At 64.9% G+C, this 26822-nt stretch carries 21 protein-coding genes; 9 read left to right on the top strand and 12 right to left on the bottom strand.

The window, feature by feature from the left end:
• Nucleotides 1-74: 74 nt before the first annotated feature.
• The 5 genes from A9K71_RS00970 (at nt 75) to A9K71_RS00950 (ending at nt 6799) form a co-directional block, all read left to right on the top strand.
• Nucleotides 75-980 (top strand): LysR family transcriptional regulator, encoded by a 906-nt coding sequence (locus A9K71_RS00970; protein ID WP_066989197.1) that lies wholly within the window; start codon nt 75-77, stop codon nt 978-980.
• A gap of 87 nt (nt 981-1067) precedes the next feature.
• Nucleotides 1068-3146 carry a hydantoinase/oxoprolinase family protein gene (locus A9K71_RS00965; RefSeq protein ID WP_066989195.1) on the top strand — a complete coding sequence of 693 codons (2079 nt, stop codon included), beginning with the start codon at nt 1068-1070 and terminating at the stop codon, nt 3144-3146.
• A gap of 4 nt (nt 3147-3150) precedes the next feature.
• Nucleotides 3151-5136 carry a hydantoinase B/oxoprolinase family protein gene (locus A9K71_RS00960; RefSeq protein WP_066989193.1) on the top strand — a complete coding sequence of 662 codons (1986 nt, stop codon included), beginning with the start codon at nt 3151-3153 and terminating at the stop codon, nt 5134-5136.
• The gene (locus tag A9K71_RS00955) at nt 5133-5435 is read left to right on the top strand and encodes a (2Fe-2S)-binding protein (protein ID WP_066989191.1); all 303 of its coding nucleotides are present in this window, start codon (nt 5133-5135) and stop codon (nt 5433-5435) included. The genes A9K71_RS00960 and A9K71_RS00955 overlap by 4 nt, the downstream gene beginning before the upstream one ends.
• Entirely contained in the window at nt 5432-6799 is a 1368-nt protein-coding gene (locus A9K71_RS00950) for an FAD/NAD(P)-binding oxidoreductase (RefSeq protein ID WP_066989189.1), read from the top strand. The genes A9K71_RS00955 and A9K71_RS00950 overlap by 4 nt, the downstream gene beginning before the upstream one ends.
• A 52-nt stretch (nt 6800-6851) precedes the next feature.
• Here A9K71_RS00950 and A9K71_RS00945 read toward each other — a convergent pair whose 3' ends face one another.
• Nucleotides 6852-8177, bottom strand: a complete 1326-nt coding sequence (locus tag A9K71_RS00945; protein WP_066989187.1) for an FAD-binding oxidoreductase — start codon at nt 8175-8177, stop codon at nt 6852-6854.
• Between the two features lie 221 nt (nt 8178-8398).
• On the opposite strand from A9K71_RS00945, the gene A9K71_RS00940 reads away from it, so the two are divergent.
• Nucleotides 8399-8875, top strand: a complete 477-nt coding sequence (locus tag A9K71_RS00940) for an Lrp/AsnC family transcriptional regulator (RefSeq protein ID WP_066989429.1) — start codon at nt 8399-8401, stop codon at nt 8873-8875.
• A 50-nt stretch (nt 8876-8925) separates the two neighbouring features.
• Here A9K71_RS00940 and A9K71_RS00935 read toward each other — a convergent pair whose 3' ends face one another.
• Nucleotides 8926-9867 (bottom strand): LysR family transcriptional regulator, encoded by a 942-nt coding sequence (locus A9K71_RS00935; RefSeq protein WP_066989185.1) that lies wholly within the window; start codon nt 9865-9867, stop codon nt 8926-8928.
• 72 nt (nt 9868-9939) lie between these two features.
• Between A9K71_RS00935 and A9K71_RS00930 the strand changes: the two genes are divergently transcribed.
• Complete coding sequence (locus A9K71_RS00930; RefSeq protein ID WP_066989183.1) at nt 9940-12009, top strand: NADH:flavin oxidoreductase; 2070 nt, start codon at nt 9940-9942, stop codon at nt 12007-12009.
• A gap of 28 nt (nt 12010-12037) precedes the next feature.
• On the opposite strand, the gene A9K71_RS00925 is transcribed toward A9K71_RS00930, so the two are convergent.
• The 7 genes from A9K71_RS00925 to A9K71_RS00895 form a co-directional block, all read right to left on the bottom strand.
• Nucleotides 12038-13693 carry an ABC transporter ATP-binding protein gene (locus A9K71_RS00925; RefSeq protein ID WP_066989181.1) on the bottom strand — a complete coding sequence of 552 codons (1656 nt, stop codon included), beginning with the start codon at nt 13691-13693 and terminating at the stop codon, nt 12038-12040.
• A complete protein-coding gene (locus tag A9K71_RS00920; RefSeq protein ID WP_066989179.1) occupies nt 13690-14541 on the bottom strand; it encodes an ABC transporter permease in 852 nt (283 codons plus the stop codon). The genes A9K71_RS00925 and A9K71_RS00920 overlap by 4 nt, the downstream gene beginning before the upstream one ends.
• Complete coding sequence (locus tag A9K71_RS00915; protein WP_066989177.1) at nt 14538-15488, bottom strand: ABC transporter permease; 951 nt, start codon at nt 15486-15488, stop codon at nt 14538-14540. The genes A9K71_RS00920 and A9K71_RS00915 overlap by 4 nt, the downstream gene beginning before the upstream one ends.
• An 86-nt stretch (nt 15489-15574) precedes the next feature.
• The gene (locus A9K71_RS00910; protein WP_066989176.1) at nt 15575-17185 is read right to left on the bottom strand and encodes an ABC transporter substrate-binding protein; all 1611 of its coding nucleotides are present in this window, start codon (nt 17183-17185) and stop codon (nt 15575-15577) included.
• 63 nt (nt 17186-17248) lie between these two features.
• The gene (locus tag A9K71_RS00905) at nt 17249-17971 is read right to left on the bottom strand and encodes an HAD-IA family hydrolase (RefSeq protein WP_066989174.1); all 723 of its coding nucleotides are present in this window, start codon (nt 17969-17971) and stop codon (nt 17249-17251) included.
• Between the two features lie 238 nt (nt 17972-18209).
• The gene (locus A9K71_RS00900; RefSeq protein WP_066989171.1) at nt 18210-19583 is read right to left on the bottom strand and encodes an aspartate aminotransferase family protein; all 1374 of its coding nucleotides are present in this window, start codon (nt 19581-19583) and stop codon (nt 18210-18212) included.
• 14 nt (nt 19584-19597) lie between these two features.
• On the bottom strand, nt 19598-20437 hold the full coding sequence (locus A9K71_RS00895) for a GNAT family N-acetyltransferase (protein ID WP_066989169.1): 840 nt from the start codon (nt 20435-20437) through the stop codon (nt 19598-19600).
• A gap of 321 nt (nt 20438-20758) precedes the next feature.
• Between A9K71_RS00895 and A9K71_RS00890 the strand changes: the two genes are divergently transcribed.
• Nucleotides 20759-21427 carry a haloacid dehalogenase type II gene (locus A9K71_RS00890; protein WP_066989167.1) on the top strand — a complete coding sequence of 223 codons (669 nt, stop codon included), beginning with the start codon at nt 20759-20761 and terminating at the stop codon, nt 21425-21427.
• Between the two features lie 16 nt (nt 21428-21443).
• The gene (locus tag A9K71_RS00885; RefSeq protein WP_066989165.1) at nt 21444-22718 is read left to right on the top strand and encodes an FAD-binding oxidoreductase; all 1275 of its coding nucleotides are present in this window, start codon (nt 21444-21446) and stop codon (nt 22716-22718) included.
• Nucleotides 22719-22731: 13 nt separating this feature from the next.
• Here A9K71_RS00885 and A9K71_RS00880 read toward each other — a convergent pair whose 3' ends face one another.
• Genes A9K71_RS00880 through A9K71_RS00870 form a run of 3 tightly spaced genes read right to left on the bottom strand, consistent with a single transcriptional unit; the run spans nt 22732 to nt 26725 of the window.
• Nucleotides 22732-24189, bottom strand: coding sequence for an NAD-dependent succinate-semialdehyde dehydrogenase (locus tag A9K71_RS00880; protein ID WP_066989163.1), 1458 nt, complete (start codon nt 24187-24189; stop codon nt 22732-22734).
• 18 nt (nt 24190-24207) lie between these two features.
• Nucleotides 24208-25251 carry a tartrate dehydrogenase gene (locus A9K71_RS00875; RefSeq protein ID WP_066989162.1) on the bottom strand — a complete coding sequence of 348 codons (1044 nt, stop codon included), beginning with the start codon at nt 25249-25251 and terminating at the stop codon, nt 24208-24210.
• Between the two features lie 10 nt (nt 25252-25261).
• Nucleotides 25262-26725, bottom strand: coding sequence for an aldehyde dehydrogenase family protein (locus A9K71_RS00870; protein WP_066989160.1), 1464 nt, complete (start codon nt 26723-26725; stop codon nt 25262-25264).
• Nucleotides 26726-26822: the final 97 nt, after the last annotated feature.

Raw genomic sequence — 26822 nt, 5'->3', positions numbered from 1 at the left:
ATCTTGTCGGCGCCGCGGCAATGCGTCAAAGATGGCTTTGGATAAAACCCATAAGTTTGACCTATGGAGTAGGAATGCGGGCCCGGCAGCTCGAAGTGTTCATCGCCGTCATGCGCGCGGGCACCGTGACCGCCGCGGCGCGAATGCTGAACATCTCCCAGCCCGCGCTCAGCCAAATACTGCTCCACACTGAGGACGAGCTCGGCTTCACGCTGTTCGAGCGGGTCAAGGGCAGGCTGCGGCCGACCCCTGAGGCGCTCGAGATCTTTCCCGATGCCGAGAGGCTGTCGGCGGGGCTCGACGGCCTGCGCCGCAAGACCACCGATCTGCGTCTCGGTCGGACCGGACTGGTGCGGGTCGCCGCCTCGCCGCCGCCGGCCATGGCGATATTGCCGCGCGCCTTCACCGCATTTCGGGCCCAGCATCCCGACATGCTGCTGCGTTCCCATAGCGCGCCGATCGCCGCGATTGTAGACATGCTGCGCGCCGGCGATGCCAGCCTCGGCGTGGCCATGGATGACCGCCTGCCTCCCGATATCGAGGCCGAGGTGATCGGCAGCGTCGGCTTCGCCTGCCTGCTGCCGCGCGGACACGCGCTGCAGAAGAAGCCCGAGCTGACGCTCGCTGATCTCGTGGGGCAGGAACTGATATCCTATCGCGGCAACACGCGTCCCGCCGACGAGCTGGCCCACGCGGCCCGCGCGCAAGGCGTGGCGCTTTCGCCGTCGCTGGAGATCGACATTTCGATCTCTGCGGTCGGCTTCGTCCAGGCCGGCCTGGGCGTCGCTCTCGTCGACGCGCTGCTGCCGTGGCGCCAGTTTTCCGGCCTCGCTGTCAGGCCGCTGGCGGGCGGCCCGGAATTCCCGATTGCGCTGCTCGCGTCGCGCGCACGAGCCCTTTCGAGGGCCGACGAAACGATGCGCGATGACATCCGTGCGGCCTGCTCCGCCGTTCTCGGCGAGCATAGCGTCAAGGTATAAGTAGGACTTATATTCTTGCCCATCATCCATCTTGGACCGTGATTGTCCGCTCGTGCGAGTTTCCGAGCAGAGAGAAAGGGACGCATCATGGATGGAGCCATTGCGGCGGATGAGGCACGCAAGGAGGCCGACTGGAAGGTCGGCGTCGATATCGGCGGGACATTCATCGATTTCTGCGCGCTCGAAGCAAAATCCGGACGCGTCGCTTCGCTGAAGGTGCTGACGACGCCGGAAGATCCGGGCGCCGAGCTGATGACGGGGCTCACCTTGCTGGCCGAACGCGAGGGCTTCGACCCGACCCATATGACGCGCTTCGTGCATGGCACGACCGTCGGTATCAACACGATCATCCAGCGCAAGGGCGCGCCGCTGGCGCTGTTCACCAATGCCGGCTTCGAGGACGTGATCGAGCTCGCGCGGCTTCGCATGCCGGACATGTATTCGCTGTTCTGCGCGCGGCCGGATCCGCTGATCTCGCGCGACATGGTGTTCGGCATTCCGGCCCGCATGCGCGCCGATGGCAATGAATCCCAGGCGCCCGACACGGCGGCTGTGGAGAGCGCGGTCGCGGCCGCGAAAGCGAACGGGGCGCAGGGGATCGTCGTGTCTTTCCTGCATTCCTGGCGCAACGCCGCGCAGGAAACCTCGGTAAAGGCGGCGATCGCGCGCCTGGCGCCCGACCTTTTCGTCTTCACCTCCGCCGAGGTGTGGCCGGTCATCCGCGAATACGAGCGCAGCTCGACCGCCATTCTCAACGGCTATGTCCATCCGCGCGTCTCCGGCTATCTGACCGCGCTGGAAGAGCGGCTGAAGCATCGCGGCGTGCCGGCCCGGCCGATGCTGACGAAGTCGAACGGCGGGCTGATGAACGCCGCCGAAGGCAAGCGCGCCTGCGTGAACATGCTGCTGTCGGGAACGGCCTCGGGCGTCATCGGCGCCTCGTGGCTGGCGCGTCAGGCCGGCGAGGATAAGGTTCTCACCCTCGACATCGGCGGAACCTCGGCCGATTTCGCGCTCATCATAAACGGCGAGCCGCAGTTCGGCACCGGCGAGCTGATCGGCGAATTTCCGCTCCATATCCCTTCCGTGTCGGTGAGCTCCATCGGTGTCGGCGGCGGCTCGATCGCCAGCGTCGACGCGCAAGGAGTGCTGCGGGTCGGGCCGGAATCGGCCGGTTCGACGCCGGGACCTGCATGCTACGGCCGTGGCGGCGAGCGGGCGACGGTGACCGACGCCATGGTGGTGTGCGGATGGCTCGGCCATAGCGAGATGGCCTATGGCCAGCTCAGGATCGAGACCCAACTGGCGCATCGCGCGGTCGGCGAACTTGCGATGCGGCTCGGCCGCCCGGTTGAGCAGACCGCGCAGGCGATCCTCGACATCGCGGTGTCGGAAATGTTCGTCGAGGTTGAGAAGCTCGCCTCGCGCGCCGGCGTCGATCTGCGCGATTTCACCCTGATGCCATTCGGCGGCGGCGGCCCGATGCTCGGCGCCTTCCTGGCCCGCGAGCTCGGCATCAAGCGCGTCATGGCGCCCCGCCGCCCCGGCGTGGTATCGGCGCTGGGTGGGCTGGTGGCTGATCTGCGCGGGGACTTCATCCGCACCATCTTCAGCCCGCTATCCGGCGCGTCGCTTCCCGGAATCCGCGAGGCCTTTGAGGCGCTGGCGCAGGAGGGCCGCGACTGGCTTGCGGCGCAGGGGCACGATGCGGCCGCGCAACTCACACTCTCCTGCGACATGCGCTACTTCGGGCAGAGCTATGAGATCGAGGTTGTCCTTTCGCCCCAATGGCTGGCGGACGGCGACGCGGCCGCGATCGAGCAGGCATTCCACCGCACCCATGAGCAGCTCTACGACTTCCACGATCCGGACGGCGCGATCGAGCTTGTGAATGTACGGCTGTCCGCGATAGGCGCAGGTCCGGCGCTCTCCTTCCCCGAGACCGAGGAGATCGACGTCCCGACCCATCCGGCGCGCCGGGTGCCGATCTATACCGGTCTGACCGTCGAGACCGTCGACCTCCATGACCGCCAGACCCTGGTGCCGGGCAGCGCGTTTCACGGGCCTGCGGTGGTAGTGCAGGAAGATACCACCTTCGCCCTCCCCGCCGGAACGCAGGCGCGGGTCGATCGCCACCTCAATCTCGTACTGACTTTCGCGGAGTGACGCCTTGTTCGACCGCACAAATCTTCAGGTTCTGGCGAACCATGCCCGCGCGGCGGCCGAGAACATGGCCCACACGCTGCACCGCACCGCGCACTCCGCCTTCGTCAAGGAGACGCAGGATTTTACGGTGATGCTGATGGATCGCTCGGGAGCGACCTTCGCCGTCCCGATGGAACTCGGCGCCACATGGTATCCGGGGCTTTCTTATCACCGTGCGATCGCCATGGTGAACGACTACCGGCCGGGAGACGTCGCCTTCACCAACGATCCCTATTCCGGCCACGTCGCCACGCACGCGCCCGATACGCATTTGTGGAAGCCGGTCTTCGTCGACGGCGAGATCGTCGCCTGGACGGGAGGGCACATCCACAACACCGACATGGGCGGGGCTGTGCCGGCTTCGCTCAGCCGTGCGCTCACCGAAATCCATCAGGAAGGCATCCGCTTTCCGCCGATGAAGCTGGTGAGGGAAGGCGTCTTCGACGACACGATCCTCAGGATCATGAGCACCAATGTGCGCAAGCCGGACCTCAACATCGGCGACATCAAGGCGCTGGTCGGCGCACTCAACACCGGCGAGCGCAAGATCCAGGCGATGGTGAAGAAGTTCGGCAAGGCCGGCTTCGTCGAAGGCGTTGCCGCTCTTCTCGACCATGCCGAGGCGCAGGCGCGGGACGTGCTGCGCACCATGCCCGACGGCACCTGGCAATTCGCCGACTATGCCGATGAGGATTCGGTCGAGGCCAATCCCTGCCGGCTGAAGCTGACGCTGACGATCAAAGGCGATGAGGCCGTGCTCGACTTCACCGGCTCCGATCCGCAGCTCGGCTCCTCGCTCAACGTGCCTTCGGGCGGCGACCCGCGCCACACGATGCTGCTCGTCGGCGTCTATTACGTGCTCTACACGCTCAACCCGAAAATCCTGCTCAACGCGGGCCTCACCCGGGCGTTCACCTGCATCACGCCGCAAGGTTCGGTGCTGAACCCCGTCCATCCCGCCGCCGTCGGCATGCGCTCGCTCACCTGCGCCCGGCTGCGCTCGGTCATCTTCGGGGCCTTCTCACAGGTGCTGCCGGAGCGCTTGCCGGCGGCGCCGGCCGGCAACAACTGCATCGTCAACGTCATGACTATCGATGAGCGCGCCAGCCGGAGCGTCATCGCGGCGGTGAACCCGGTGGTGGGCGGCGGCGGCGCGATGCCGCATCGCGATGGCACCAATGGATCGGGCGCCGATGCTGCCTATCTCAAGAACACGCCGATCGAGATCACCGAGACCGAGACGCCGGTCGAGTTCGTGAAATATGGGCTCGCCCAGGACAGCGGCGGTGCGGGCCGTTGGCGCGGCGGGCTGGCGACCGAGATGGCTTTTCGTGTCTTTGCCCCAGACTCCCGGATTACGGCGCGCAATCGCGACCGCAGCTTCTTCCGCCCGTGGGGCGTGCTGGGCGGCAAGGCGGCCGGCTTGTCGGACATGGTCGTCAATCCGGGCACCGACCGCGAGCGGCGGCTTGGCAACATCGACACGGCGGTGCTGCAGCCGGGCGACGTGCTCGAGATCCGCTCCGCCGGCGGCGGCGGGCGCGGCGATCCGTTTCAGCGCGAGTCCTGGCGGGTCGCTGAGGATGTGCGGCGCGGCTATCTCTCGCCGGCCGCAGCCGAAAGCGACTACGGGGTCGTTATCCGCGACGGCGAAGTCGACGAGCACGCGACGGAGCGGCTGCGCGCGAGGCACACGCCGTCCGTCGGCCATTTCCATTTCGGGCCGGAGCGCGACAGCTACGAAGCGCAGTGGACGCCGGCCGCCTATGACCGGCTCCACGCTCTGCTGGACGCCTTGCCGATCCACTGGCGGTTCTTCGCCAAGACGGAGATTTTTCGCCGCATGAAAGGTCGCTCCGGGCCGGAAGGCGTCCAAGCGGCCTTGGAGGCGGTCTGCGAACGCTTCCCCGAACTGCCTCGTCCGGGGCCGGTACGAGAGGCCGCGGAATGATGACGGCCGGCCGCATCGTCCGGCTGGCTGAGCGCGATCGCGATGAGGTGCAATTCCTTCTCGACGGTGAGACGCGCAACGCGCTGGACGGCGACACCGTGCTGACCGCAATGCTGGCTACAGCACATGCGCTCCGGAGTTCTGAGTTCGGTCCCGAGCCGCGCGCGGGGTTCTGTCTGATGGGAGCCTGCCAGGACTGCTGGGTGTGGCAAGAAGAGGGACCGCGCCTGCGTGCGTGCACAACTCTTGTCGTCGAAGGCATGCGGCTGCGAACGACACCGCCGGAGAACTGGCCGTGAGCGAGCCGTCATCGCCGCGCATCGTGATCGTAGGTGCGGGCCCCGCCGGCATAAGGGCCGCGGCGACACTGGTCGAGGCCGGCCTCCATCCGGTGGTGATCGATGAAGGGCACCGCGCGGGTGGGCAGATCTATCGCCGCCCGCCTGCCGGGTTCGTCCGAACTCCGGAGCAGCTGTACGGCTCTGAGGCGGACAAGGCTCGCGCGTTGCATTTGCTCTTCGACCGGATGGCCGATGAAGGGCGGCTCACTTATTGCGCGCGCAGCTCCGTCATCGCCGTGCATGAGGGGCGGCTGCATGTGCTGGGGGAGGGCGGCGCGGAGGTCGTCTTCTACGACCGCCTGATCCTCGCCACCGGCGCATCCGACCGCGTCGCCCCGATCCCTGGCTGGCAGAACGCCGGCGTCTTCAGCCTTGGCGCGGCGCAGATCGCGCTCAAGGCGCAGGGCGTCGCGCTCGGACGGCGCATCGTGCTGATCGGGTCGGGCCCTTTGCTGACGCTGGTCGGCACGCAACTCCTCAAGGCCGGAGCGGATGTGGCGGCGGTGCTCGACACCTCCTCCTGGCGCCAGCAGATGCGCGGGTTCTGGGGACTTGCCGCCCGACCAATCGTGGCGTTGCCTGGGCTAACCCTGCGGGCGCGGCTTGGTCGCCGCTACCACGCTGGCGTGACGCCTGAGCGAATCGATGCCGACGGACAGGGTGTCACCGGGATGCGCTGGCGCGACGCCGGCGGCCGGGAGCGCGTCACCCCATGCGACATGATCGGGATCGGCTGGCACCTGCGGGCGGAGACGCATCTGACTGACCTTGCGGGCTGCGCCTTCACCTATGACGAGCTGTGGCGGCAATGGCTGCCGAAGGCCGACGAGATGGGGCGAGCCCGCAATGGCATCTACCTGGCCGGTGATGGGGCCCGTCTCCTAGGGGCCGACGGCGCGGAGATCGCCGGGCGCGTTGCCGCGGCGGCGTGCCTTGCCGATCTTGGACGCCCGGTCCCCTCCGTCGGCGCCGACCTGCGCAGGCTCGCACGGCTCGAGCGCTTTGCCCGCGGTCTGGCCCAGGCCTTTCCTTGGCCAGGCGCGATGGTGAGGGCGCTTCCCGACGATACGATCGTCTGCCGCTGCGAGAACGTCACTGCCGGGGCCGTGCGCGAGGGCACGACTCTCGGCGGCGGCGAGGCCAACAGGGTGAAATCGCTCTCGCGCGTCGGCATGGGGCGCTGCCAGGGGCGTTATTGCCAGTTGGCAGCCGCCGAACTCATCGCAGCCCACGCCGGCTTTAGGCCCGAGGATGTCGGCCGGTTTCGCGGGCAGGCCCCCATCCGGCCTGCCCCCATCGGCGCCTTTCTTCGGGAGAGCTGATGCAATCCGGAGGGTTCACCTGCCAAGCGATGTCGGAATGTCGAGTTTGAAACTAGAAGTCGGCGACCTTGCCCCACGCCGAGGCATCGAAGCGCCGCGGATCGTAGGATTTCGGATCGACGATCGGCTCCAACCCGGTGACAAGATCAGCGACGAGGTGCCCGGCACCGGGTCCGATGCCGAAGCCGTGACCCGAAAATCCGGCAGCCAGGAAAAAGCCTGGAACGGCGTGGATCTCGCCGATGGCGGGCACGCCGTCCGGCGTGCTGTCGATGTAGCCCGCCCAGGCCGCGCTGATCTTCGTCTGCCGCAGCGCAGGCAGCAGCTCGAGCGCGCGGGCGTGGGTCAGGCGGATGGTCGCCTGATCCGGCACCGGATCGAGGATGCGCATCCGCTCCATCGGCGTCGGTCGGTCGAGCCGCCAGCGTTGAAGCGTTTCGTGGCGTGAGCGCACCCCCTGCAACCCGCCGGGCGCGAGGCTGCGCCAGCGCTTCAGGAACATGGGGACGAACTGCGAAGCGAAGCGCAGCTGCTGCGGCGTCACGTCGACGCGTCCGCGGCCGCTTATGGCGAGCGTGTAGCCGCCGTCACCGCGCCGCGTCGCCGAGATCTTTGCCGTGTGCAGCGCATCCGGCAAGCCCTCCGTCCCGGGCGAGACCGACAGGATGGAGGAGCGGATCGAGGCCTGCGGGAAGCGGAAGCCGAACTGACGGCAAAAGGAGGACGCCCAGGCGCCACCGGCCAAAACCGCCGCTTTCGTGCGGATCGTACCGTTTTCCGTGACGACGCCGCACAGGCGACCGCCCTCGGTCTCGATACCGCGCGCGGCGCAATTCTGATGCACCGTGCCGCCAAGCTGGAGGATGGCGCGGGCGACCGCTGGCGCGGCTTGCGACGGATCGGCGGTGCCGTCGGTCGGCGAGAAGACGCCGCCTTTCCAGGTCCGGCCGGTGGCGCGGCCCCGCTCGCTGGCCTCGGCGCTGTCGAGCATGTGCGTGGTGACGCCCGCCGTTCTGGCGAAGTCACGCCAGCGCGTCCAGCCGGCCAGTTCCGCCTCGTCATTGCTGAGATAGAGCAGGCCGCAGCGGCGAAAGCCGGTGTCCTGGCCGCTTTCGGCCGCAAAGCGCTCCCAGAGATCGAGGCTGCGCGTCGCCATCGGCAGCTCGCGGGCGTCGCGGTTCTGCTGGCGGCACCATCCCCAGTTCCTGCTGGATTGCTCGGCGCCGATGCGTCCTTTTTCGACAAGCGCGACCTTCAAGCCGCGCCTAGCCAGGTAGTAGGCCGCGAAGACGCCGACAATGCCGCCGCCGATCACCACCGCATCCGCGGATTGCGGCAGTTCACCGGATGTCTCGATCTGTTGCAGCGGCGCGCGCATGGTCCTCTCTCTGCTTCGAGGCTCGAATCTAGCGCGTTGCGCAGGCAGCCGCTGCCGCAGTTATGCTTCAGGCAGAATTTTATTCCGTAGCGCGCAATGAAATCGAGAGTCCCTGCGTGGCAGAGCAGGCCCATCGGATGGACAGGCCTTCGGGCTGTGGTAGTGTCACGGCTAGAGAAGTGGCGGCATTTTGTGCTGTGGCTCGTTCTTCGGAGATGGACGTGAAACTGGATCGGATCGACATCAAGATTCTGCATGAATTGCAGAAGAACGGCCGCATCACCAATGTGGAATTGGCCGAACTGGTGCACCTGTCGCCGAGCCCGTGCCTGATGCGGGTCAAGAAGCTCCAGTCGGAAGGTTATATCGAAGGCTATTCCGCGCAGGTCAACATCGGCAAGCTCGGCCAGACACTGACCGTGTTCACCGAAATCACCCTGAAGAACCACCGCCAGGTGGACTTCGCCCGCTTTCTCGCCGTCGTCGAGAAGATCGATCAGGTCATCGAATGCCACCTCGTGTCGGGCGGTTACGACTATCTGATGAAATTCGTGACCGCCGGGATTGGCGAGTACCAGACGATCATGGAGCGGCTGACCGATATGGATATCGGCATCGACAAGTATTTCAGCTTCGTGGTGCTGAAGTCGCCGATCGTCAAATCGCACATGCCGCTGCCCAGCCTGTTTCCGATGTAGTCAGCGGGTAGGCTGTGCCGGGCGCTGCAGTCTGTCTGCTGCGGTCCGGGCTACAGGACGCCGGGCTGCAATAGTGGGTGCAACGCTTTCAACTCGGCTTGCATCTCGGCGATCATCCAGGCGCGGATATCGCAGACGATCGGCCGCACCGGCCGTGAGCGAGGTGCAATCAATTCATGGATCCGTCCGGTGTTGATCTGCCTGTCCGAGGCCGGAACGAGCGTTGCCTGAAGCAGTGCCCTTGAGACATTGCTGAGCCAGCCGAGCGCCACGCCTTCTCCGTTCATCGCGGCCTGAAGCACGACCGCGTAATCCGAGAATTCGAGCCACTTTGCCCTGCTGGTCTTGCGGCGGGCTACGCGGCCCCAGGCATCCAGCCACTGCTCCTTGGCGTCGGTGAGATGAAGCAGGATATGACCTTCGCCGTCCGAGTCATGGTTCAAGCGGCCGTGGTGCGACAGATAGGATGGGCTGCACACCGGAACGATGATTTCCGGCGAGAAGGCCCAGCGGTGATAGTGGGTGTCGTCGTCGGCCAGGATTCTGGTGGCAAGGTCGACATTCTCGGCGGGTCCTCGCAGAACGCCGGCGATGAGTTCGAACCTCAGGTCCACGTCGGGAAATCGCGTGTTGAACGCCGTTAACCTCGGAACGAACCAGTGCGTAGCGAGAGAGCTCGAGAGCGAAAGGGTAACCACCGGCTTTGCGGCACTGTTCCGCTTGATCGTGCCGATCGCCTCCTCGATGCCGTCAAATCCTTGCCGTACAGCCGAATAGAGGGCGCGCCCCTCCGAGGTCGGGGACAATCCTGTTGGACCGCGCGTGAACAGAGCCACGCCGAGATCGGCCTCCAACTGAGCGATGCCGCGGCTGATCGACGGTTGCGTGACGTTGAACTCGCGCGCCGCGGCGGTGAAACTTCCTGAACGGAGAGCGGCCTCGAAAACGAGGAGTCCGCGTGCGGACGGGACGAGTTTAGCGAAACCGGCCATACGCCAAGCGTATAGCCGCCCCAACAATTTTCAAGCTTTCTGCAGTCCTGCAAATCACGAACTATAACCCTCATGAATGGTTCGGAGCAGCATGTGCCGGCAGCGGCATTCCAAGCGGGGAGCACATCCGGCGATCCACTGCTTCAGCCGTTTCGGCTCAAGGGTCTGACGCTGCGCAATCGCGTCGTCAGCACCAGCCATGCCTCGATGCTGGACGAGGGCGGCCTGCCGCTCGAGCGCTATCAGCGCTATCATGAAGAGAAAGCGCGCGGCGGCCTGGCGATGACCATGGTCGGCGGCTCGGCGATGACGTCGCCCGATTCGAGCTGGGGCGGCGGTCAGCTGGATCTTTCCAGCGATCGCATCATCCCTCATCTCCAATCGCTGTCGCAGCGAATTCATCGCCACGGCGCGACGGTCATGTGTCAGGCCTCGCATCTCGGCCGGCGCGCTACTGCCTATGCCGGTCACTGGCTGCCGCCAGTTGCGCCGTCACGCGTCCGCGAGACGCGAAACCGGAATTTCCCCAAGGAAATGGACGCCGCGGATATCGACAGGATCGTCAAGGACTACGCCAGTGCCGCCAGGCGCTGCGTTGACGGCGGTCTGGACGGCGTCGAGACCGTCACCGGCGGCCATCTGATTGGCCAATTCCTGTCGCGCAGAACCAACAGGCGCACGGACGCTTTCGGCGGCTCGCTGGAAAACCGCGCGCGCTTCGGGCTGATGGTTCACGAAGCGATCCGCCGCGCGGTGGGCGACGACTTCGCCGTCGGCATCCGCTTCGTGATCGACGAGGCGGTCGACGACGGATCGGATTTCGAGGAATGCCTTGCCTTCGCCCGGCTGTTCGAGCGCGAAGGCCATGTCGATTTCTTCAACTGCATCTTCGGCCGCATGGACACCGACTTGTCGCTGGCCGAGCAGAATATGCCCGGCATGTTTATCAGGAGCGCGCCGTTTCTGCCGTTGGTTGGGCAGTTCAAACGGGAAACCAGGCTGCCGGTCATCCATGCCGCCGCCATCAGGGACGTAGCCACGGCGCGGCACGCGATCCGCGCAAATCTTGTCGATCTGGTCGGCATGACGCGAGCGCATATTGCCGACCCGCATATCGTCAACAAGGTGATGCGGGGCGAAGAAGACCGCATCCGCCCGTGCGTCGGCGCGTCCTACTGCCTGTACAAGAAGGTCCATTGCATTCACAACCCCGCCAGCGGCCATGAAACGACCGTCAGCCACATCATTGACCGGACCGAAACGCCGAAACGAGTGGTCGTCGTCGGCGGTGGTCCGGGGGGGATGGAGGCGGCCCGGGTCGCTTCCGAGCGCGGGCACAGCGTGACCTTGCTGGAAGCCGGGGCCCGGCTCGGCGGGCAGGTGCTCGTTGCGGCCTCGGCGTCCGACCGCAAGGATCTGATCAGTATCGTCGACTGGCGCATCGACGAACTCGCGCGCCTTGGCGTGGATGTCCGTTTCAACACCTATGCGGACGCAGATGGAGTGCTTGCCGAGAAACCGGATGCCGTTATCGTCGCCACAGGCGGCATCCCCGACATAGAGTGGCTGTCCGAACATTGCGACAGCGTCTGGGATATCTTGACCGGGGTCGTGCCCGCGAAGGCCGATGTGCTCATCTACGATGAGACCGGGCGTCAGGCCGCCATATCCTGTGCCCTGCATCTTGCCCGCCTGGGACATGCGGTCAGCCTGGCCATGGCGGACGACACCCTGGCGATCGAGACACCCTATCCGGACCGGGTCAGTTTCCGCAAACTCGCGTCCGAACTCGGCATCCGGGTCGTCGGCGATCTGCGGCTCATCAAGGCAGCGCGCCACGGCAACGGCATCGCCGCCCGGTTCCGGCATGAGCTCACCGGTGCAGAAACGGAAATGACCGCGGCCCAACTCATTGTCGAGCGCGGCACGGCACCTGTGGAAGATACCTACCAGGAATTGCGTGCCCGCTCCGCCAATAAGGGCGTCACCGACATCGCGCTCATGACGGGAGTGGCGACAAAGGGGGTGCAAGGGCTCCAAGCTCCAGGATCCTTCGTCCTGCACCGCATTGGAGACGCGGTCGCCAGCAGGGACATCTACTCGTCAATCTATGAGGCCTACCGGCTCTGCTCGCAACTGTAGTCCGGCGAATCCCCTCCGGTCAGTTTGGTCAGCGGTGGCCGTACTGGCTGACCAGCTCGGGGTCGCGGACGAGGCCGTCGAGCCAGGTCGGATCGAGCTTCGGCACCGAAGAGAACAGTAGCTTGGAATAGGGGTGCGTGGGCGACTTGACCTTGTCGGGCGTGATCTGCTCCACCCGCTCACCATTATACATGACCATGATCTCGTCGCAGATGGCCTCGACGACGGAGAGGTCGTGGCTGATGAAGATATAGGAGAGCCCCAGCTCGCGCTGCAGCTCCTTGAGCAGCTCGATCACGGCGGACGCTACAACCGTGTCGAGCGCTGAGGTGATTTCGTCGCAGATGATGAGCTTCGGACCGGCCGCCAGCGCGCGCGCGAAGTTCACGCGCTGCTTCTGGCCGCCCGAGAGCTCCGAGGGATGACGGTAGCGCAGCGACCTCGGCAGGCGCACCATGTCGAGCAACTCGTCGACACGCTTCGAGCGCGCCTGCCTGTCGAGCCCGTGATAGAAGGCCAGCGGTCGCGAGATGATGTCCTCAATGGGCTTGGCGGGATTGAGCGCGGTATCGGCATACTGGAACACGATCTGCATCTCGCGCAGTTGGTCGCGAGTGCGTTTCCGGGCGGCGCGCTCCAGTGCCTTGCCGTCGAAGACGATATCGCCGGTCGCCGCCGGATGAATGCCTGCGATGGCGCGCGCCAGCGTCGATTTTCCGCAACCGGACTCGCCGATGACACCGAGATTGCGGCCCTTCTCCACGATCAGGCTGACGGAATCGACCGCGCGGATAACCGGCTGCCCGTCACGTTTCACCGGGCCGTATCCGGCTATCAGATTGTCGATGCGAAGCAGCGGTTTTGGTCCGGAATCTTCATCGGCCCGTATCTGCCTCGACTTCGGCTCGAAAGCGGCCAGCAATTCCCGTGTATAGGGATGCTGGGCAGCCGAAAGGATTCCGGCCGTCGTACCGGTCTCCTGCACCTCGCCGCCCTTCAGCACCACGATGCGATCTGCGATCTGGGCGACGACCGCGAGGTCGTGGGAAACGTAGACACCCGCTATGCCGCCCGCCTTCATCACCGACTTGAATGCTTTGAGCACGTCGATCTGGGTCGTCACGTCGAGTGCGGTCGTCGGTTCGTCGAAAATGACCAGTTTGGGATCGCCGATCAGCGCCATGGCGGCCGCCAGTCGCTGCAATTGCCCGCCTGAAACCTGGTGCGGATAACGGGCGCCGATCCCGTCCGGATCAGGCAGCGACAAGGCCCGGAACAGCTCGACCGCGCGCTTTCGCGCCTGCTCGGGTGGCATCAGGCCGTGGATGCGCGTGACTTCGATCACCTGCTCCATAATGGTCGACGCGGGGTTGAAGGCGGCGGCGGCACTTTGCGGAACATAGGCGATGTCGGTGCCGCGCAACCTGGCGCGTCCCCGCTCGGTAAGCGCTGCCATGTTCTTGCCGTTGACATTGATCTCGCCGCCGGTAATCCGGCAGCCGGGCCGCGCATAGCCCATGAGCGAGAGCGCCACCGTCGTCTTGCCGGAGCCGCTCTCGCCGATCAGGGCGACGATCTCGCCATCGGCGATGTCGAGGCTGACGCCCTTGATGATTTCGACCAGACGTCCGGCGTCGGTCTTTGCCTCGATCCTAAGGTTTCTGACCTCGACGAGATTGGTCATGCGTCCCGGTCCCTGATCTTCTGCGGCAGGTTGTCGATTAAGAGGTTGACGCTAATGGTCAGGCTGGCGATCGCCAGCGACGGCACGATGACGGCCGGGGCCGCGAAGGGCAGGCCGCCGATGTTCTCGCGCACCAGCGCGCCCCAGTCGGCTAAAGGCGGCTGCAGACCGAGCCCGAGGAAGGACAGGCCGGAGAGCAACAGCACGATGAAGACGAAGCGCAGGCCGAAATCGGCAAGCACCGGCCGGATGATGTTCGGCAGGATCTCGGAGCCGATGAGATAAATAGTGCTCTCGCCGCGGACGCGGGCGACGGTCATGAAATCCATGGTGTTGATGTTGACGGCAAGCGCCCGCGCGAAGCGGTAGGCGCCCGGGATATAGATGACGGCGAGCGTCAGGATCAGCACCGGGATCGATGAGCCGACCGCGGCGACGACAACAAGGCCGAACAGCTTGCTGGGGATGGAGTTCATGGCGTCGAGGAAGCGGCTGAGGCAGGTATCGAACCAGCCGCCGGTGACGGCCGCGATCATCCCCAGAACGACCCCCGAAAAGCAGGCGATCGAGACGGCGGCAAGCGATATGCCGACGGTGTAGCGTGCGCCCATGAGAACCCTGGAGAGCATGTCACGCCCCAGATAGTCCGAGCCGAGCCACAGCCCCTGGCGCATCGGGCCGAAATAATCGTCGTCGACGATGTCGCCGATCGGATGGGGAATGATGTAGGGCGCGAAGATCGCGACCAGCGTCCATGCCAGAATGACCAGCGAGGCCACGACGCCCACGAGGTTGTAGCTGTGGCCCAGGAAGGACCGTCGGGAGGATGCCGCGCGCGCCACTGTCATCTGAGCCTCGGGTTGGACATGATGGCGACGATGTCGGCGGCCGTGATGAGCAGGAGATAGCCAAGGCAGAAGATCATCGCGCAGCTCTGGATCAGCGGCAGGTCGCGGGTCGCGACCGCATCGACCATCAGCTTGGCGATGCCGGGATAGTTGAAGATCGTCTCGACGATGATGACGCCGCCGACCAGATAGGACAACGAGAGCGCGACCGCGTTGACGATCGGCCCAAGCGCGTTCGGAAGGGCGTGCTTGAGCACCATGCGGCTGCGAGAGGCGCCTTTGAGAAGCGCCATCTCGACATAAGGCGTTGAGAGCGTTTCGATCACCGCGGCGCGCGTCATGCGGATCATTTGGGCCGAGATGACGAAGGTGAGGGTGATCACCGGCATCGAATAGATGCGCACGAGGTCGGCAAGCGAGTGCGCCTCGTTGACCGAAGACAACGCCGGCAGCCATTTCAAATAAACGGCAAAGAGCAAGACGGCGAGGGTCGCGACCATGAATTCCGGCACGGAGATCACGCCGATCGAAAGCACGGTGACGGTGCGGTCGTAGACGGAGCCGCGCAACATGGCGGCGGTGATGCCGAGCGTCAGCGCCAGCGGCACCGAGATCAGCGTGGTGATGCCGGCGAGCTTCATGGTGTTGACGAAGCGCCCGCCGATCAGGGCCGCGACCGGCATTTCGTTGGCGTAGGAGGTACCGAGATCGCCGTGGAGCAGACCGACAAGCCAACGCAGGAAGCGCAGGATCGCCGGATCGTTGAGATGCATGGCCTCGCGCAGGCCGGCGACCGCCTCGGGCGTCGCCGCCTGGCCAAGCAGGATCGACGCCGTGTCGCCCGGCAGCATGCTGGTGGCGAAGAACACGGCGAACAGGACGATCAGAAGGGTGACGATCGCGATCGCCAGCCGCTTCAGCACGAGGTTTAGAACCCCAGACTTCATGGAAGCTCCCTGCGGTTGCGTTCGGCCAAACAATCTTGCGCAATGCAGTGCAGGGGACCGGCTGACCGGTCCCCTGCAGGCGCCTCTTAGGCTTCGAGCCAGAGGTATTCCGCCATTGCGTACCCCATCATGCCACCAAGCGGGTTCGCCTCCAAACCCTTCACCTTGCTGGAGAGGGCATCGACGTTGGAGATGTAGGCCGGGATGATGGTGCCTGCTTCCTCGGAGATCATGGTCTGCATCTGCCCGTAGATCTCCTTGCGCTTGGCCTGGTCGAGCAGGCCGCGCGCCTCGACGAGCAGCTTGTCGAACTTCTCGGACCTGTACTGGCTTTCGTTCCAGGGCGCGTTGGAGGCGTAAAGCAGCGAGAACAGGATGTCCGGCGTCGGGCGCGGATTGATGTTGCCGAAATGGACAGGCGCCTTGAGCCAGTAATTGTCCCAGTAGCCGTCGGATGGGACCCGCTGAACGTCGAGCTTCATGCCGATTTCCGCGCCGGCGGCCTGGATGATGACCGCCATGTCGATCGACGAGGTCGCGGCGTCCGAGGCGACCACCGGAATGGACTGGCCGAGCAGGCCGGCCTTCTTGAAGTGGAACTTCGCCTTGTCCGGGTCGAAAGCCTTCGGCTTGAGGTCCGCATTGTGGAAGATATTCGCCGGCGAGACGGGCTGGTCGTTGCCGATTTCGCCGAGGCCGCGCAAGGCCGATTTCACGATCTGCTCGCGGTTGACGAGGTATTTCATGCCGGTCACGAAATCGGCCTTGCTGCCCGGATCCATGTCGAGCCGGATGTTGAGGTCCGTATAGTTCCCCGAGGTCGTCTTCGACAGTTCGAAACCCTGCTGGCTCTGCAGCAGCTTCATTGCGCGCGGATTGATCGCGGCAGCAAAATTGATATCGCCGGAAAGCAGGGCGTTGACCCGGGCGCTGTCGTCGCTGATGGCGATGAATTCGAAGGAGTCGAGATAGGGCTTGCCCGACTTCCAGTAGTTCTTGTTCTTGGTGACGACCGAACGGACGCCCGGTTCGAACGTCTGCAGCACGAAGGCGCCTGTGCCGTTGCCCTTGGAGAAGTCGGTGGTGCCGTCGGCCACGATCATGAAGTGGTGCAGCGCCAGGATGGTCGGAAGGTCGGCATTCGGATCGGCCAGGGTGATTTCGACCGTCGATTTGTCGACCGCCTTGAAGCCGGTCATCTGTGCGGCGATCTTGGCGACCTTGGAGCCGACCGACTTGTCGAGATGGCGCTTGAGCGAAAAGACGACGTCGTCAGCCGTCAGGTCCTTGCCGTCGTGGAAGGTGACGCCCTTGCGCAGCTTCACCGTCCAGGTCTTTGCGTCCTTGCTGTCGATGCTTTCGGCCAGTTCCATCTGCGTCTTGCCATCCTTGTCGAGGAAGGTCAGACGGTTATAGAGCGAGCAACACCGGACATAGTCGGTGGAGAGCGATGCCTTTGCCGGATCGAGCGTGTCGGCCGTCGATGACGACCAGCCGGCCGCCTTGAAGTTTCCGCCGGAGACCGGCGTGGCGGCGACGGCCTGCGTGGCACGGCCAAGCACAACGCCGCCCGCGGCAACCGCGGCGCCGCCCGCCAGCAGCATCTTGAGGAGTTCGCGGCGGCTCGCGCCTCGCCGGATGGCGTTTTCGACCATCGCATCGTCTGCTCCGGTCCAGTTGGTGATCTTGTCGGTCATGTCATTCCCCTTTCGTTGGTTGGTCAGGACGCGCGTCTTGCTGCGGCTTTTCCGGGCTCGGGTTCAGGTTCGTTCTTTCATGCTCTCCCGCACGGCCGCCGCAAACGCGGCCATCGAGGTGAAGTGGTAGTCCGGCACGGTGAAGCGCTCGGGCTCGATCGTGCCGCCATAGCCCTTCTGGGCATGACGGCGCTCGATCCAGCAGTTGGTCATGCCGAGCGCCCGGGATATGCCGATGTCGTGATGCTGGCTTTGCGCGACGTGCAGGATGTCGTCCTTGCTGTCGCCGCGCGACGCCACGAAATCGAAGACCTTCTGGAAAAAGGCGGGATCCGGTTTTTCCGTGCCGGTATCGTCGGCAGTGAAGGTGGCAAAAAAGGGCGATCCGAGCTGCTTCTCGAAATGGTCGAGAGCCCAGCGCCGGGCATTGGTCATGGCAATCAGCTTATGAGACGTCGCAAGGTCGGCCAGCGCCGCCCTGCTGTCGGAGAAGCCCTGCCAGACGCTGGCCGAATCCCGCAGGCGGGCGCCGTATTTCTCCTCGGCCGGCAGGCCGAGCCGCGGTGCGATGACCGTGTAGACACGCGCGAGATCGTCGGGGAACAGATTCGCATCGGGCATGTAGCGGGCCTGCCGGTAAAGGGCCAGCGCTTCTTCGCCGTCGATTGAGACACCGGCCTCCGCAGCGATCCCGGCCAGGCAGGTCGTTATGCCGCCTTCGAAGTCGATCAGCGTGCCGACCACATCGAAGGTCATGTATTTGAATTCGCTAAAGCCCCTGGGCAAGACTGGCTCTCCTCTGCGCGCGGCCGAATTACTGATGCTGAACAGAACAAAATTCCGTGCTGTCCGGGGCGTCGGCCTTTTTTAAAAGCCCGGAAATCCGGGCTTTCTGGCCTTGTCTTAAAAAGCAGTCTGGCACTTCCCCCGCGCTGGATTCGCCGAAAAGGCGCGAGGTAGCGGCACAAAATTGCGAAATCGTCTGCCGCGGCGATATTTCGAGATGCGAAAAATGCGTCGCCCTTCATTCAAGCGCCCGGCGGACATCGGCGTCGTCCAGCGTCTGGTCCAGCGTCCGGCGCGTGCGCTCGATGATCGCATCGATGTCGCCGTCGGTGCAGCAGAGCGGCGGAGCATAGCCGAGAACCCCATGCGCGAAGGCGCGGATGATCAGGCCATTGTCCCACGCCCTGTCGAAGACGCGCCGCGCCGGCATGGCCGAGGCTGGAAGCGGCGTTTTCTTCTTTTTGTCGACCACCAACTCGATGGCGGCGAGCATGCCGCGACCCCGCACATCGCCGACCAGTGGGTGATCGCTCAAGGCAGACAAGCCCGCCATCAAGCGCGCGCCGGCCCTGGCGCCGTTCTCCAGAAGGCCTTCCTCATAGAGCTTCAGCACCTCGAGCGCGACGGCGGCGCTGACCGGATGGGCGGAATAGGTGTAGCCGTGGCCGACCGCCGAGGCGCCTGCGCCATCGGCGATGACGTTATAGACATGATCGGCCATGAAGACGGCGCCCATTGGCACATAGCCCGAGGTCAGGCCCTTCGCGGTGGTCATGAAGTCGGGAACGATATCCTCCTCCGTGCAGGCAAACAGGGGGCCGGTGCGGCCGAAACCGGTGATCACCTCGTCGGCGATGAACAGGATGCCGTATTCACGGCAAAGTTCGCGCATCGCCTTGATCCAGCCTTTCGGCGGGACGATAACGCCACCCGAGCCCTGGATCGGCTCGGCGTAGAAGGCGGCGACCCGCTCCGGCCCGATCTCCTCGATCTTCGCCTTCAGCGCGGCGAGCGATGCGGCGATGATCGCGTTCGGGTCATCGCCAACCGGATTGCGATAGGGATAGGGCGAGGGGATCTTGTGCTGCCATTCGAACGGAATGCCGAAACCGGCATGAAAGGCGGGCAGGGCGGTCAGGCCCGCGCCGACCACCGACGATCCGTGATAACCCTGCTCAATGGAAATGAACTGGTCGCGTTCAGGCTCGCCTCTGGCATTCCAGTAGTAGCGGACGAACCGGATCGTGCTGTCGACCGCGTCCGATCCCCCCAGCGTGAAATAGACGTGATTGAGATCCCCCGGCGCCCGGTCGGCCAGCTCCGAGGCGAGCCGGATGGCGGGCTCCGAGCCGAGATCGAAATAGGCGGTGGCGTAGGGCAACTCGCGCATCTGCCGGGCCGCCGCCTCAACGATGCTGTCGTGACCGTAGCCGGCATTAACGCACCACAGTCCGGCGAAACCGTCGAGAAGTTGCCGGCCGGACGCATCGGTCACGGTAGCGCCCTTCGCCGATTTCAGCACCCGCACGCCGAGCGCCTCATGGCCGCGATATGAGGCGACCGGATGGATGAGATGGGCGCGGTCGAGTTCGATCAGGGAATTGGCGAGCATTGTTGTCCTCCGGACTATCCGAGCGCCTGGTTGGCGAGGGCGTAAACTTTTGGCCTGGCCTGTTCGGCCCCATTCTTGGCCGGACGGTCCATTGCGACGCCGCCACCGACATGGGCTAGGCCGATTTCTCCGAGCCAGCCGGCGATGCCGTTTCTGCTTTCGGTATCAACGCGCAGGAAGGCGCCAGGGCGAGACGCGGCGAAGAAGCTGATCAGGGCCTTGGCGTCGTCGGCATTTTCCGCGATGACGGGGCCGATCACCTCGCCGCGTCCGAACGGGCGAATTGCGGCATAGGCCGCGATGACGCCACTGCGGCGGATGACTGCGAATTCACCCCGCTCGGCCAGCGCATCGATCAAAGCTTCACGGTCGGCGCCGTAGGCGTCACGATCCAGGGCCTTGATTTCCGGCAGATCGTGCGCGCCCGCGGATTCCACAGCGCCGGGAGCCTCAAGCGCTGCCACCTGGCCCTGATGCTGAAGAATCGTGCCCGAGGGCACGAAGCCAAGCTTCTCATAAAGAGGCATGCCGTCGGTCGTGGCGACGAGCCGCAGCGGACGATCGCCGGCAAGGGCGAAGGCCTGTTCCATGAGCCGGCGCCCGAGCCCTTTGCCTCGCGCGTTCCTGTCGACGATCACCATGTTGATCATGGCGCAATCGGCGCCGTAAGGCGTTACCAGGATTGTCCCAGCGACCCGGCCCTGGTCGTCGAGCGCAACCGCGCCGCTCGAAAGCTGCAGCGCCATCTGCCAATCCTGCGGGCGATGCGGCCAATTCTCCTGCCGAGATAGCGCGACTGCACCCTCGATATGATCCGGCCCGAAGTCCTGGAGTTCGATCTCGCCTTGCTGCATGACGCACCTTTCAGTCTGACCCCAAGTCTCGATCATCGGTGCGCCGCAGATCGTCTGAAGGTCTCGACTTCGGCGGTATCATGCGCCGTTGCTGAGGGGGTGCGCCGCATCTTGTGCTGGCCCCTATGGAACTGGATGCGTTTTAGCGCCTCGACCAGCGGCATCCTTCGACGCTCAAGATGCTACAGCGTGCCAAACGGAACCGCGGATACGGAACTTTCTGCTTTCGGCAGCCGCTTTTCGGTCAGGTGGGTCGCTTCCTGCCGGCTTATGATGAAAGACGTCCCAACACGGATGTGCTTCCACCGGAGATCGACGGATATGGCTTCTTTCAGGCCCAAATACATCACCTTCGACTGCTACGGCACGTTGACCAATTTCCAGATGGCGGAGGCGGCGCGTGACCTCTATGGCAGCCGACTCGACGAGCCGCGCATGCAGGCGTTCATCAAGAACTTCGCGGCTTACCGGCTCGACGAGATCCTGGGCGACTGGAAGCCCTATGCCGACGTCGTCCACAACGCGCTCGAGCGCGCCTGCAAGCGCAACGGCGTCTCCTTCAGCCCGGACGACGCGACGATGGTCTATGAGCGTGTCCCGACCTGGGGGCCACACGCGGACGTTCCAGCCGGGCTGGCGAAGGTTGCCAAGGAGATTCCGCTGGTCATCCTCTCCAACGCCATGAACGCGCAGATCATGTCCAATGTCGAGAAGCTCGGCGCGCCATTCCATGCCGTCTACACGGCCGAACAGGCGCAGGCCTACAAGCCACGCTTCAAGGCTTTCGAATATATGTTCGATAGGCTGGGCTGTGGCCCGGAGGATGTTCTTCACTGCTCGTCCTCGTTCCGCTACGACCTGATGTCGGCGCATGATCTCGGGATCAAGAACAAGGTCTGGGTCAATCGCGGCCACGAGCCGGCCAACCCCTATTACGGCTATGTCGAGATCGCCGACATTTCCGGTCTTCCGGGCGTGGTCGGGCTTTGAAACTGACGGATTGCAAATGAAGCTGGTCTCCTACTGGCACGACACCGCTCCAGTTTTTTCCGGCGGGGCGCACGGCCCGGTCGAGGGACACTACGACGCCGCCATCATCGGCGGCGGCTTCACCGGCCTCGCCGCCGCCCGCCAACTGGCGAAGGCCGGCGCCAAGGTGGCGGTGCTGGAGGCGGAGCGGGTCGGCTGGGGCGCGTCCGGACGCAATGGCGGGCACCTGAACAACGGCCTCGCCCACAGCTACCTTTCGGCCAAGGCGGAACTCGGCAAGGAGCGCGCGATCGCGCTCTACCGGGCGCTGGACGATTCCGTCGACACCATCGAGGCGCTGGTCGCCGAGGAGGGCATCGACTGCAACTTCCGCCGCGCCGGCAAGCTGAAGCTCGCCTCCAAGCCGCAGCATTTCGAAGCGATCGCCCGTAACTTCGAGGCCGTCCATGCCGAGGTGGATCCGGATACGGCGCTGCTGTCGCCGAACGATCTCAAATCCGAGATCGGCTCGCCCTTCCATGGCGCGATGCTGTCGAAGAAGAGCGCCATGATGCATATGGGCCGCTACGTGGCCGGGCTGGCGACGGCCGCGGTTCGCCATGGCACCGTCATCCACGAGAATGCGGCGGTGACGGATCATAGGCAGTCGGGCACGCGCCATCAGCTGACCACCTCCCGCGGCCGCATCAGCGCCGACAATGTGCTGGTGGCGACCGGCGCCTACACCACGCCGAATTTCGGCTATTTTCGCCGCAGGATCATTTCCGTCGGCAGCTTCATCATCGCCACGCGACCGCTGAGCGACGCCGAGATCGCCGCGACCATGCCCGGCAACCGGACATGCGTGACCTCGATGAACATCGGCAACTACTTCCGGCTTGCGCCGGACAAGCGCCTGATCTTCGGCGGCCGCGCACGCTTTTCGGCGACATCGGACCAGCGCTCCGATGCCAAGAGCGGACAGATATTGCGGGCGAGCCTCGCGGCGATCTTCCCGCAGCTCGCCAGGGTCGAGATCGATTATTGTTGGGGCGGGCTGGTCGACATGACCAAGGACCGCTTCCCGCGGGCCGGCTACCATGACGGGGTCTGGTACGCGATGGGCTATTCCGGCCACGGCGCGCAGCTTTCCACCCATCTCGGCATGATCATGGCCGATGCCATGCTTGGTCGTGCGGACCGCAATCCGATGAAGGGGCTCGAGTGGCCTGCCATTCCCGGCTATTCCGGCAAGCCCTGGTTCCTGCCGATGGTCGGTCTCTACTACAAGGCGCTCGACCGGATCCAGTGATCGGGGCTGGGGTTTAACCCAGCCCGCCCATGTGGAAGCTCTTCAGTTCCAGATATTCCTCGATGCCGGCCTGCGCGCCCTCGCGCCCGAGGCCGGACTGCTTGACGCCGCCAAAGGGGGCTATCTCCATCGAAACCGAGCCGGTGTTCAGACCCACCATGCCGAACTCCAGCGCCTCGCCGACGCGCCAGGCGCGCTTCAGGTTCTCGGTGTAAAAGTAGGAGGCAAGCCCGTAAGGTGTGCCGTTGGCAAGCGCGACCGCTTCCTCTTCCGTCTCGAAACGGAAAAGCGGTGCGACCGGACCGAAAGTCTCCTCGCTGGCGAGTTCCATTTCGTTTGTCGCACCGGCCAGCACCAGCGGCGCGACATATTGAGGACCCTCCGGCAGCACCGGCTTCTCGGTGACGATCGTCGCGCCTTTGGCAAGTGCATCCTCGACGTGCCGATTGATTTTCTCGACCGCCGCCATGTTGATCATCGGCCCGATGGCGACGCCGGGCTGCGTGCCCGGTCCCACCGTCAACGCATTGACGCGGGCGCTGAGCTTGGCGGAGAAGGCGTCATAAACTCCGGCCTGGACGAGAATGCGGTTGGCGCACACGCAGGTCTGGCCGCCATTGCGGAACTTCGACGCCAGCGCCCCCTCGACCGCGAGATCGAGGTCGGCGTCGTCGAAGACGATGAAGGGCGCGTTGCCGCCGAGCTCGAGGCTGAGCCTTTTCACGCTGTCGGCCGCTCCGCGCATCAGCAGCGAGCCGACCCTGGTCGAACCGGTGAAGGAGATCTTGCGCACGGTCTCATTCGCCATGATCTCGTTGCCGATCTCGGCCGGCATGCCGGTGACGATGTTGATGACGCCGGCGGGAATACCCGCGCGTTCGGCGAGCACGCCGAGCGCCAACGCCGAATAGGGCGTGAACTCGGAGGGCTTGATCACCACCGTGCAGCCGGCGGCCAGCGCCGGCGCGACCTTGCGGGTGATCATCGCATTGGGAAAGTTCCAAGGCGTGATGATGCCGCACACGCCGACGGGTTCCTTCAGGACGATGATGCGGCGGTCTGATGTAGGCGAGGGGATGGTGTGGCCATTGATCCGGCGCGCCTCCTCGGCGAACCATTTGACGAAGGATGCGCCGTAGCGGATCTCGCCTTTGGCCTCGTCCAGCGGCTTGCCCTGTTCCGTGGTCAGGATCAGTGCGAGATCGTCCAGATGCTTAAGCATCAGACCATGCCAGGCCTCCAGCAGGGCGGCGCGTTCGGCATGGGTCTTCTTTTTCCAATCCCGATAGGCGGAAGCCGCGGCCTCTATGGCCGCGCGGGCCTCCGGGCCGGCCATGTCGGGCACCGTGCCGATCGATATCTGTGTTGCCGGATCGATCACATCGACCGTTCTGCCGGAACCTGCCGCGACCCATCTGCCGCCGATCAGGCCGGCCTCGCGGAAGAGAGTTTTGTCTTTCAGGCTTTTCATCGAAAACGACCTCGCAAATCAGGTGAGCGCCGCGACAACGGCGGATGTGATGGCGTCCGTGCGATCTTTGCCGGCCGTGGTTCCCACCCCTCGCGCCGTTGTCGCTTCGATCGCGTTCATGACGCGGCCGGCTGCGTCCTTTTCGCCCAGATGATCGAGCATCATTGCGCCCGACCATATGGCGGCGATCGGGTTGGCGATGCCGAGGTGGGCGATGTCGGGCGCGGAGCCGTGCACCGGCTCGAACATGGACGGCGCCGAGCGGTCGGGGTTGATGTTGGCGGAAGCCGCGTAGCCGAGCCCGCCCTGGATCGCCGCGCCGATATCCGTCAGTATGTCGCCGAAGAGATTGGAAGCGACGACCACGTCGAGGCTCTGCGGATCCATGATCACGCGCGCAGCGAGCGCGTCGACGTGATAGCTGGTCACGTCGACGTCCGGATAGTCGGCGGCCAGCTTGCGCGTGATCTCGTCCCAGAACACCATTGAATATTTCTGCGCGTTGGACTTGGTGACGGAAGCCAGCCTGCCACGCCGCGCCCGTGCCTGCTCGAAGCCGAAGCGCAGGATGCGCTCGACCCCGGCCCGGGTGAAGATCGAGGTTTCCACCGCGACCTCGTCCAGCGTGCCTTGATGCACACGCCCGCCGGCGCCGGAATATTCGCCTTCGGTGTTTTCGCGGATGCACAGAATATCGAAGCTCTCGGCCCGCAGCGGCCCCCTCACACCCGGCAGCAGCCGGTGCGGCCGGATATTGGCGTATTGCACGAATGCCTTGCGGATCGGCAGCAGCAGCCCGTGGAGAGAAACGGAATCAGGCACCTGCGTCGGCCAGCCGACGGCCCCGAGCAGGATGGCGTCGAAGCGGCGCAATGTCTCGATGCCGTCCTCGGGCATCATGCGGCCGGTTTCCTTGAAGAAACGACAGGACCATGGAAACTCGGTCCCAGTCAGGGCAAAGCCGGAGTGCTTGGCCACGGTTTCCAGCACCGTCCAGGCGGCGGCGGTCACATCGCGACCGATGCCATCACCGGGGATCAGGGCGATCGAGTGGGTTTTCATTGGCATCTCTTCACAGGCTGATCAGGACGCTCTTGGTCCTGCGGTTGGCGAGATAGGCCTCGCGGCCAAGGTCCTTGCCGATGCCGGAGCGCTTGTAGCCACCGGTCGGCAGGATGTGGTCGCGCGAGCGGCTGTAGCGGTTGACCCACACGGTGCCCGCTTCCAGCTTGCGCGCGAGACGGATTGTGCGAGACAGATCGGCGGTGAACAGGCCGGAAGCCAGTCCGTAGGTCGGATGGCTGGACAGCGCCAGCGCCTCGTCTTCGGTCTCGAAGGTCTGGACCGTCAGGACCGGGCCGAAGATTTCCTCGACGATCGCCGGATTGACCTGGTCGACATTGGCGATCAGCGTCGGTTCGTAGAAATAGCCGGGGCTGTCCATAAAAGAGCCACCCGTCAGGCATTCGCCGCCGGCCTCGAGCGCGGCCCGCACGATGGCGTCGACACGTCCCCGCTGCCGTTCCGAGATGATCGGCGAATACTGCGTGGTCTCGTCCCAGGTCGGGCCGGGCCTCACCGCCTTCATCTTTTCCAGGATCGAGGCCGTCAGCCTGCCGGCCACACTCTTCTCGACGATCAGGCGCGTGCCGGCCACGCAGGCCTGGCCGGCATTGAAGGTGACGCTGCCGGCGATTGCTGCCGCCGCCTTGTCGAGATCGGCATCGGCAAAGACGAGCTGCGGGCTCTTGCCTCCGAGCTCCAGCGTCATCGGCTTGACGCCGGTGCGGGCGACGTTCTCCATGATCGCCGAGCCGGCGCGGGTTGAACCGGTGAAGCTGACCTTGGCGATCTCGGGATGGCCGGTCAACGCCGTGCCGGTCGTGGGGCCGTCGCCGAGCACCACGTTGATAAGTCCTGCCGGCAGGCCGGCTCTGACGGCGAGCTGCGCCAAATAGACGGTCGAGAACGGCGTCATTTCGGACGGCTTCAGCACGACTGCATTGCCCGCGGCCAACGCCGGACCGAGCTTCCAGCCGGCCATCGAGATCGGAAAATTCCAGGGCGTGATCGCGGCCACGACGCCATAGGGTTCGCTCATGATCATGCCGAAACTGGCGTCGTCGGTCGGCGCCAGTTCGCTGCCTTCCTTATCGGCGAACTCGGCAAAGAAGCGGATCTGCTCGGCGGTCACGGCGATGTCGCCGGCGGCGAGCTGGCCCACGGGCCGGGTCGAGGACAGCGCCTCGATCCTGGCGAGCGTTTCGGCTTCCGCTTCCATCAGATCGGCCCAGGCGTGGAGCGCCCTGGTGCGCTCGCGCGGCCGGACGCCGCCCCAGTTGCTGGCTTTCAGCGCCGCTTTGGCACTTTCCACCGCCCGGTCCACCAAGTCCGCACCGGCCACGGGGCAGGCGGCATAGGACTTGCCGTCGGACGGACGGCGCATCTCGATCGCACCCTCGGCCGAAATCAGCTCCCCATCGATGAAGTGGCCGACGGGAAGCGAGATTGTATCGGGATCGAAGCTCAGGCTCATGGGCAACCACTCGGCAGCATCGGCCTCAGCCTAGCCCGTGCCGACACGCAGCATGCGCTGTTCGGCGATCCGCCACCGACGAATGTTGCGTGCTGGG

Origin of the sequence: Mesorhizobium sp. WSM3873 (assembly GCF_001672445.1) — a bacterium.
Lineage (GTDB): Bacteria > Pseudomonadota > Alphaproteobacteria > Rhizobiales > Rhizobiaceae > Mesorhizobium.
The sequence above is the reverse complement of the archived record's forward strand: the minus strand, read 5'-3'. Positions and strand labels throughout refer to the sequence as shown.

What these genes read in the sequence shown, in the direction of transcription:
- A9K71_RS00890 (WP_066989167.1), top strand. Translation starts at nt 20,759, where the DNA reads ATGGCTTCTTTCAGGCCCAAATACATCACCTTCGACTGCTACGGCACG.
- A9K71_RS00895 (WP_066989169.1), bottom strand. Translation starts at nt 20,437, where the DNA reads ATGCAGCAAGGCGAGATCGAACTCCAGGACTTCGGGCCGGATCATATC.
- A9K71_RS00925 (WP_066989181.1), bottom strand. Translation starts at nt 13,693, where the DNA reads ATGACCAATCTCGTCGAGGTCAGAAACCTTAGGATCGAGGCAAAGACC.
- A9K71_RS00920 (WP_066989179.1), bottom strand. Translation starts at nt 14,541, where the DNA reads ATGACAGTGGCGCGCGCGGCATCCTCCCGACGGTCCTTCCTGGGCCAC.
- A9K71_RS00910 (WP_066989176.1), bottom strand. Translation starts at nt 17,185, where the DNA reads ATGACCGACAAGATCACCAACTGGACCGGAGCAGACGATGCGATGGTC.
- A9K71_RS00870 (WP_066989160.1), bottom strand. Translation starts at nt 26,725, where the DNA reads ATGAGCCTGAGCTTCGATCCCGATACAATCTCGCTTCCCGTCGGCCAC.
- A9K71_RS00955 (WP_066989191.1), top strand. Translation starts at nt 5,133, where the DNA reads ATGATGACGGCCGGCCGCATCGTCCGGCTGGCTGAGCGCGATCGCGAT.
- A9K71_RS00885 (WP_066989165.1), top strand. Translation starts at nt 21,444, where the DNA reads ATGAAGCTGGTCTCCTACTGGCACGACACCGCTCCAGTTTTTTCCGGC.
- A9K71_RS00875 (WP_066989162.1), bottom strand. Translation starts at nt 25,251, where the DNA reads ATGAAAACCCACTCGATCGCCCTGATCCCCGGTGATGGCATCGGTCGC.
- A9K71_RS00930 (WP_066989183.1), top strand. Translation starts at nt 9,940, where the DNA reads ATGAATGGTTCGGAGCAGCATGTGCCGGCAGCGGCATTCCAAGCGGGG.
- A9K71_RS00965 (WP_066989195.1), top strand. Translation starts at nt 1,068, where the DNA reads ATGGATGGAGCCATTGCGGCGGATGAGGCACGCAAGGAGGCCGACTGG.
- A9K71_RS00970 (WP_066989197.1), top strand. Translation starts at nt 75, where the DNA reads ATGCGGGCCCGGCAGCTCGAAGTGTTCATCGCCGTCATGCGCGCGGGC.
- A9K71_RS00915 (WP_066989177.1), bottom strand. Translation starts at nt 15,488, where the DNA reads ATGAAGTCTGGGGTTCTAAACCTCGTGCTGAAGCGGCTGGCGATCGCG.
- A9K71_RS00900 (WP_066989171.1), bottom strand. Translation starts at nt 19,583, where the DNA reads ATGCTCGCCAATTCCCTGATCGAACTCGACCGCGCCCATCTCATCCAT.
- A9K71_RS00935 (WP_066989185.1), bottom strand. Translation starts at nt 9,867, where the DNA reads ATGGCCGGTTTCGCTAAACTCGTCCCGTCCGCACGCGGACTCCTCGTT.
- A9K71_RS00945 (WP_066989187.1), bottom strand. Translation starts at nt 8,177, where the DNA reads ATGCGCGCGCCGCTGCAACAGATCGAGACATCCGGTGAACTGCCGCAA.
- A9K71_RS00880 (WP_066989163.1), bottom strand. Translation starts at nt 24,189, where the DNA reads ATGAAAAGCCTGAAAGACAAAACTCTCTTCCGCGAGGCCGGCCTGATC.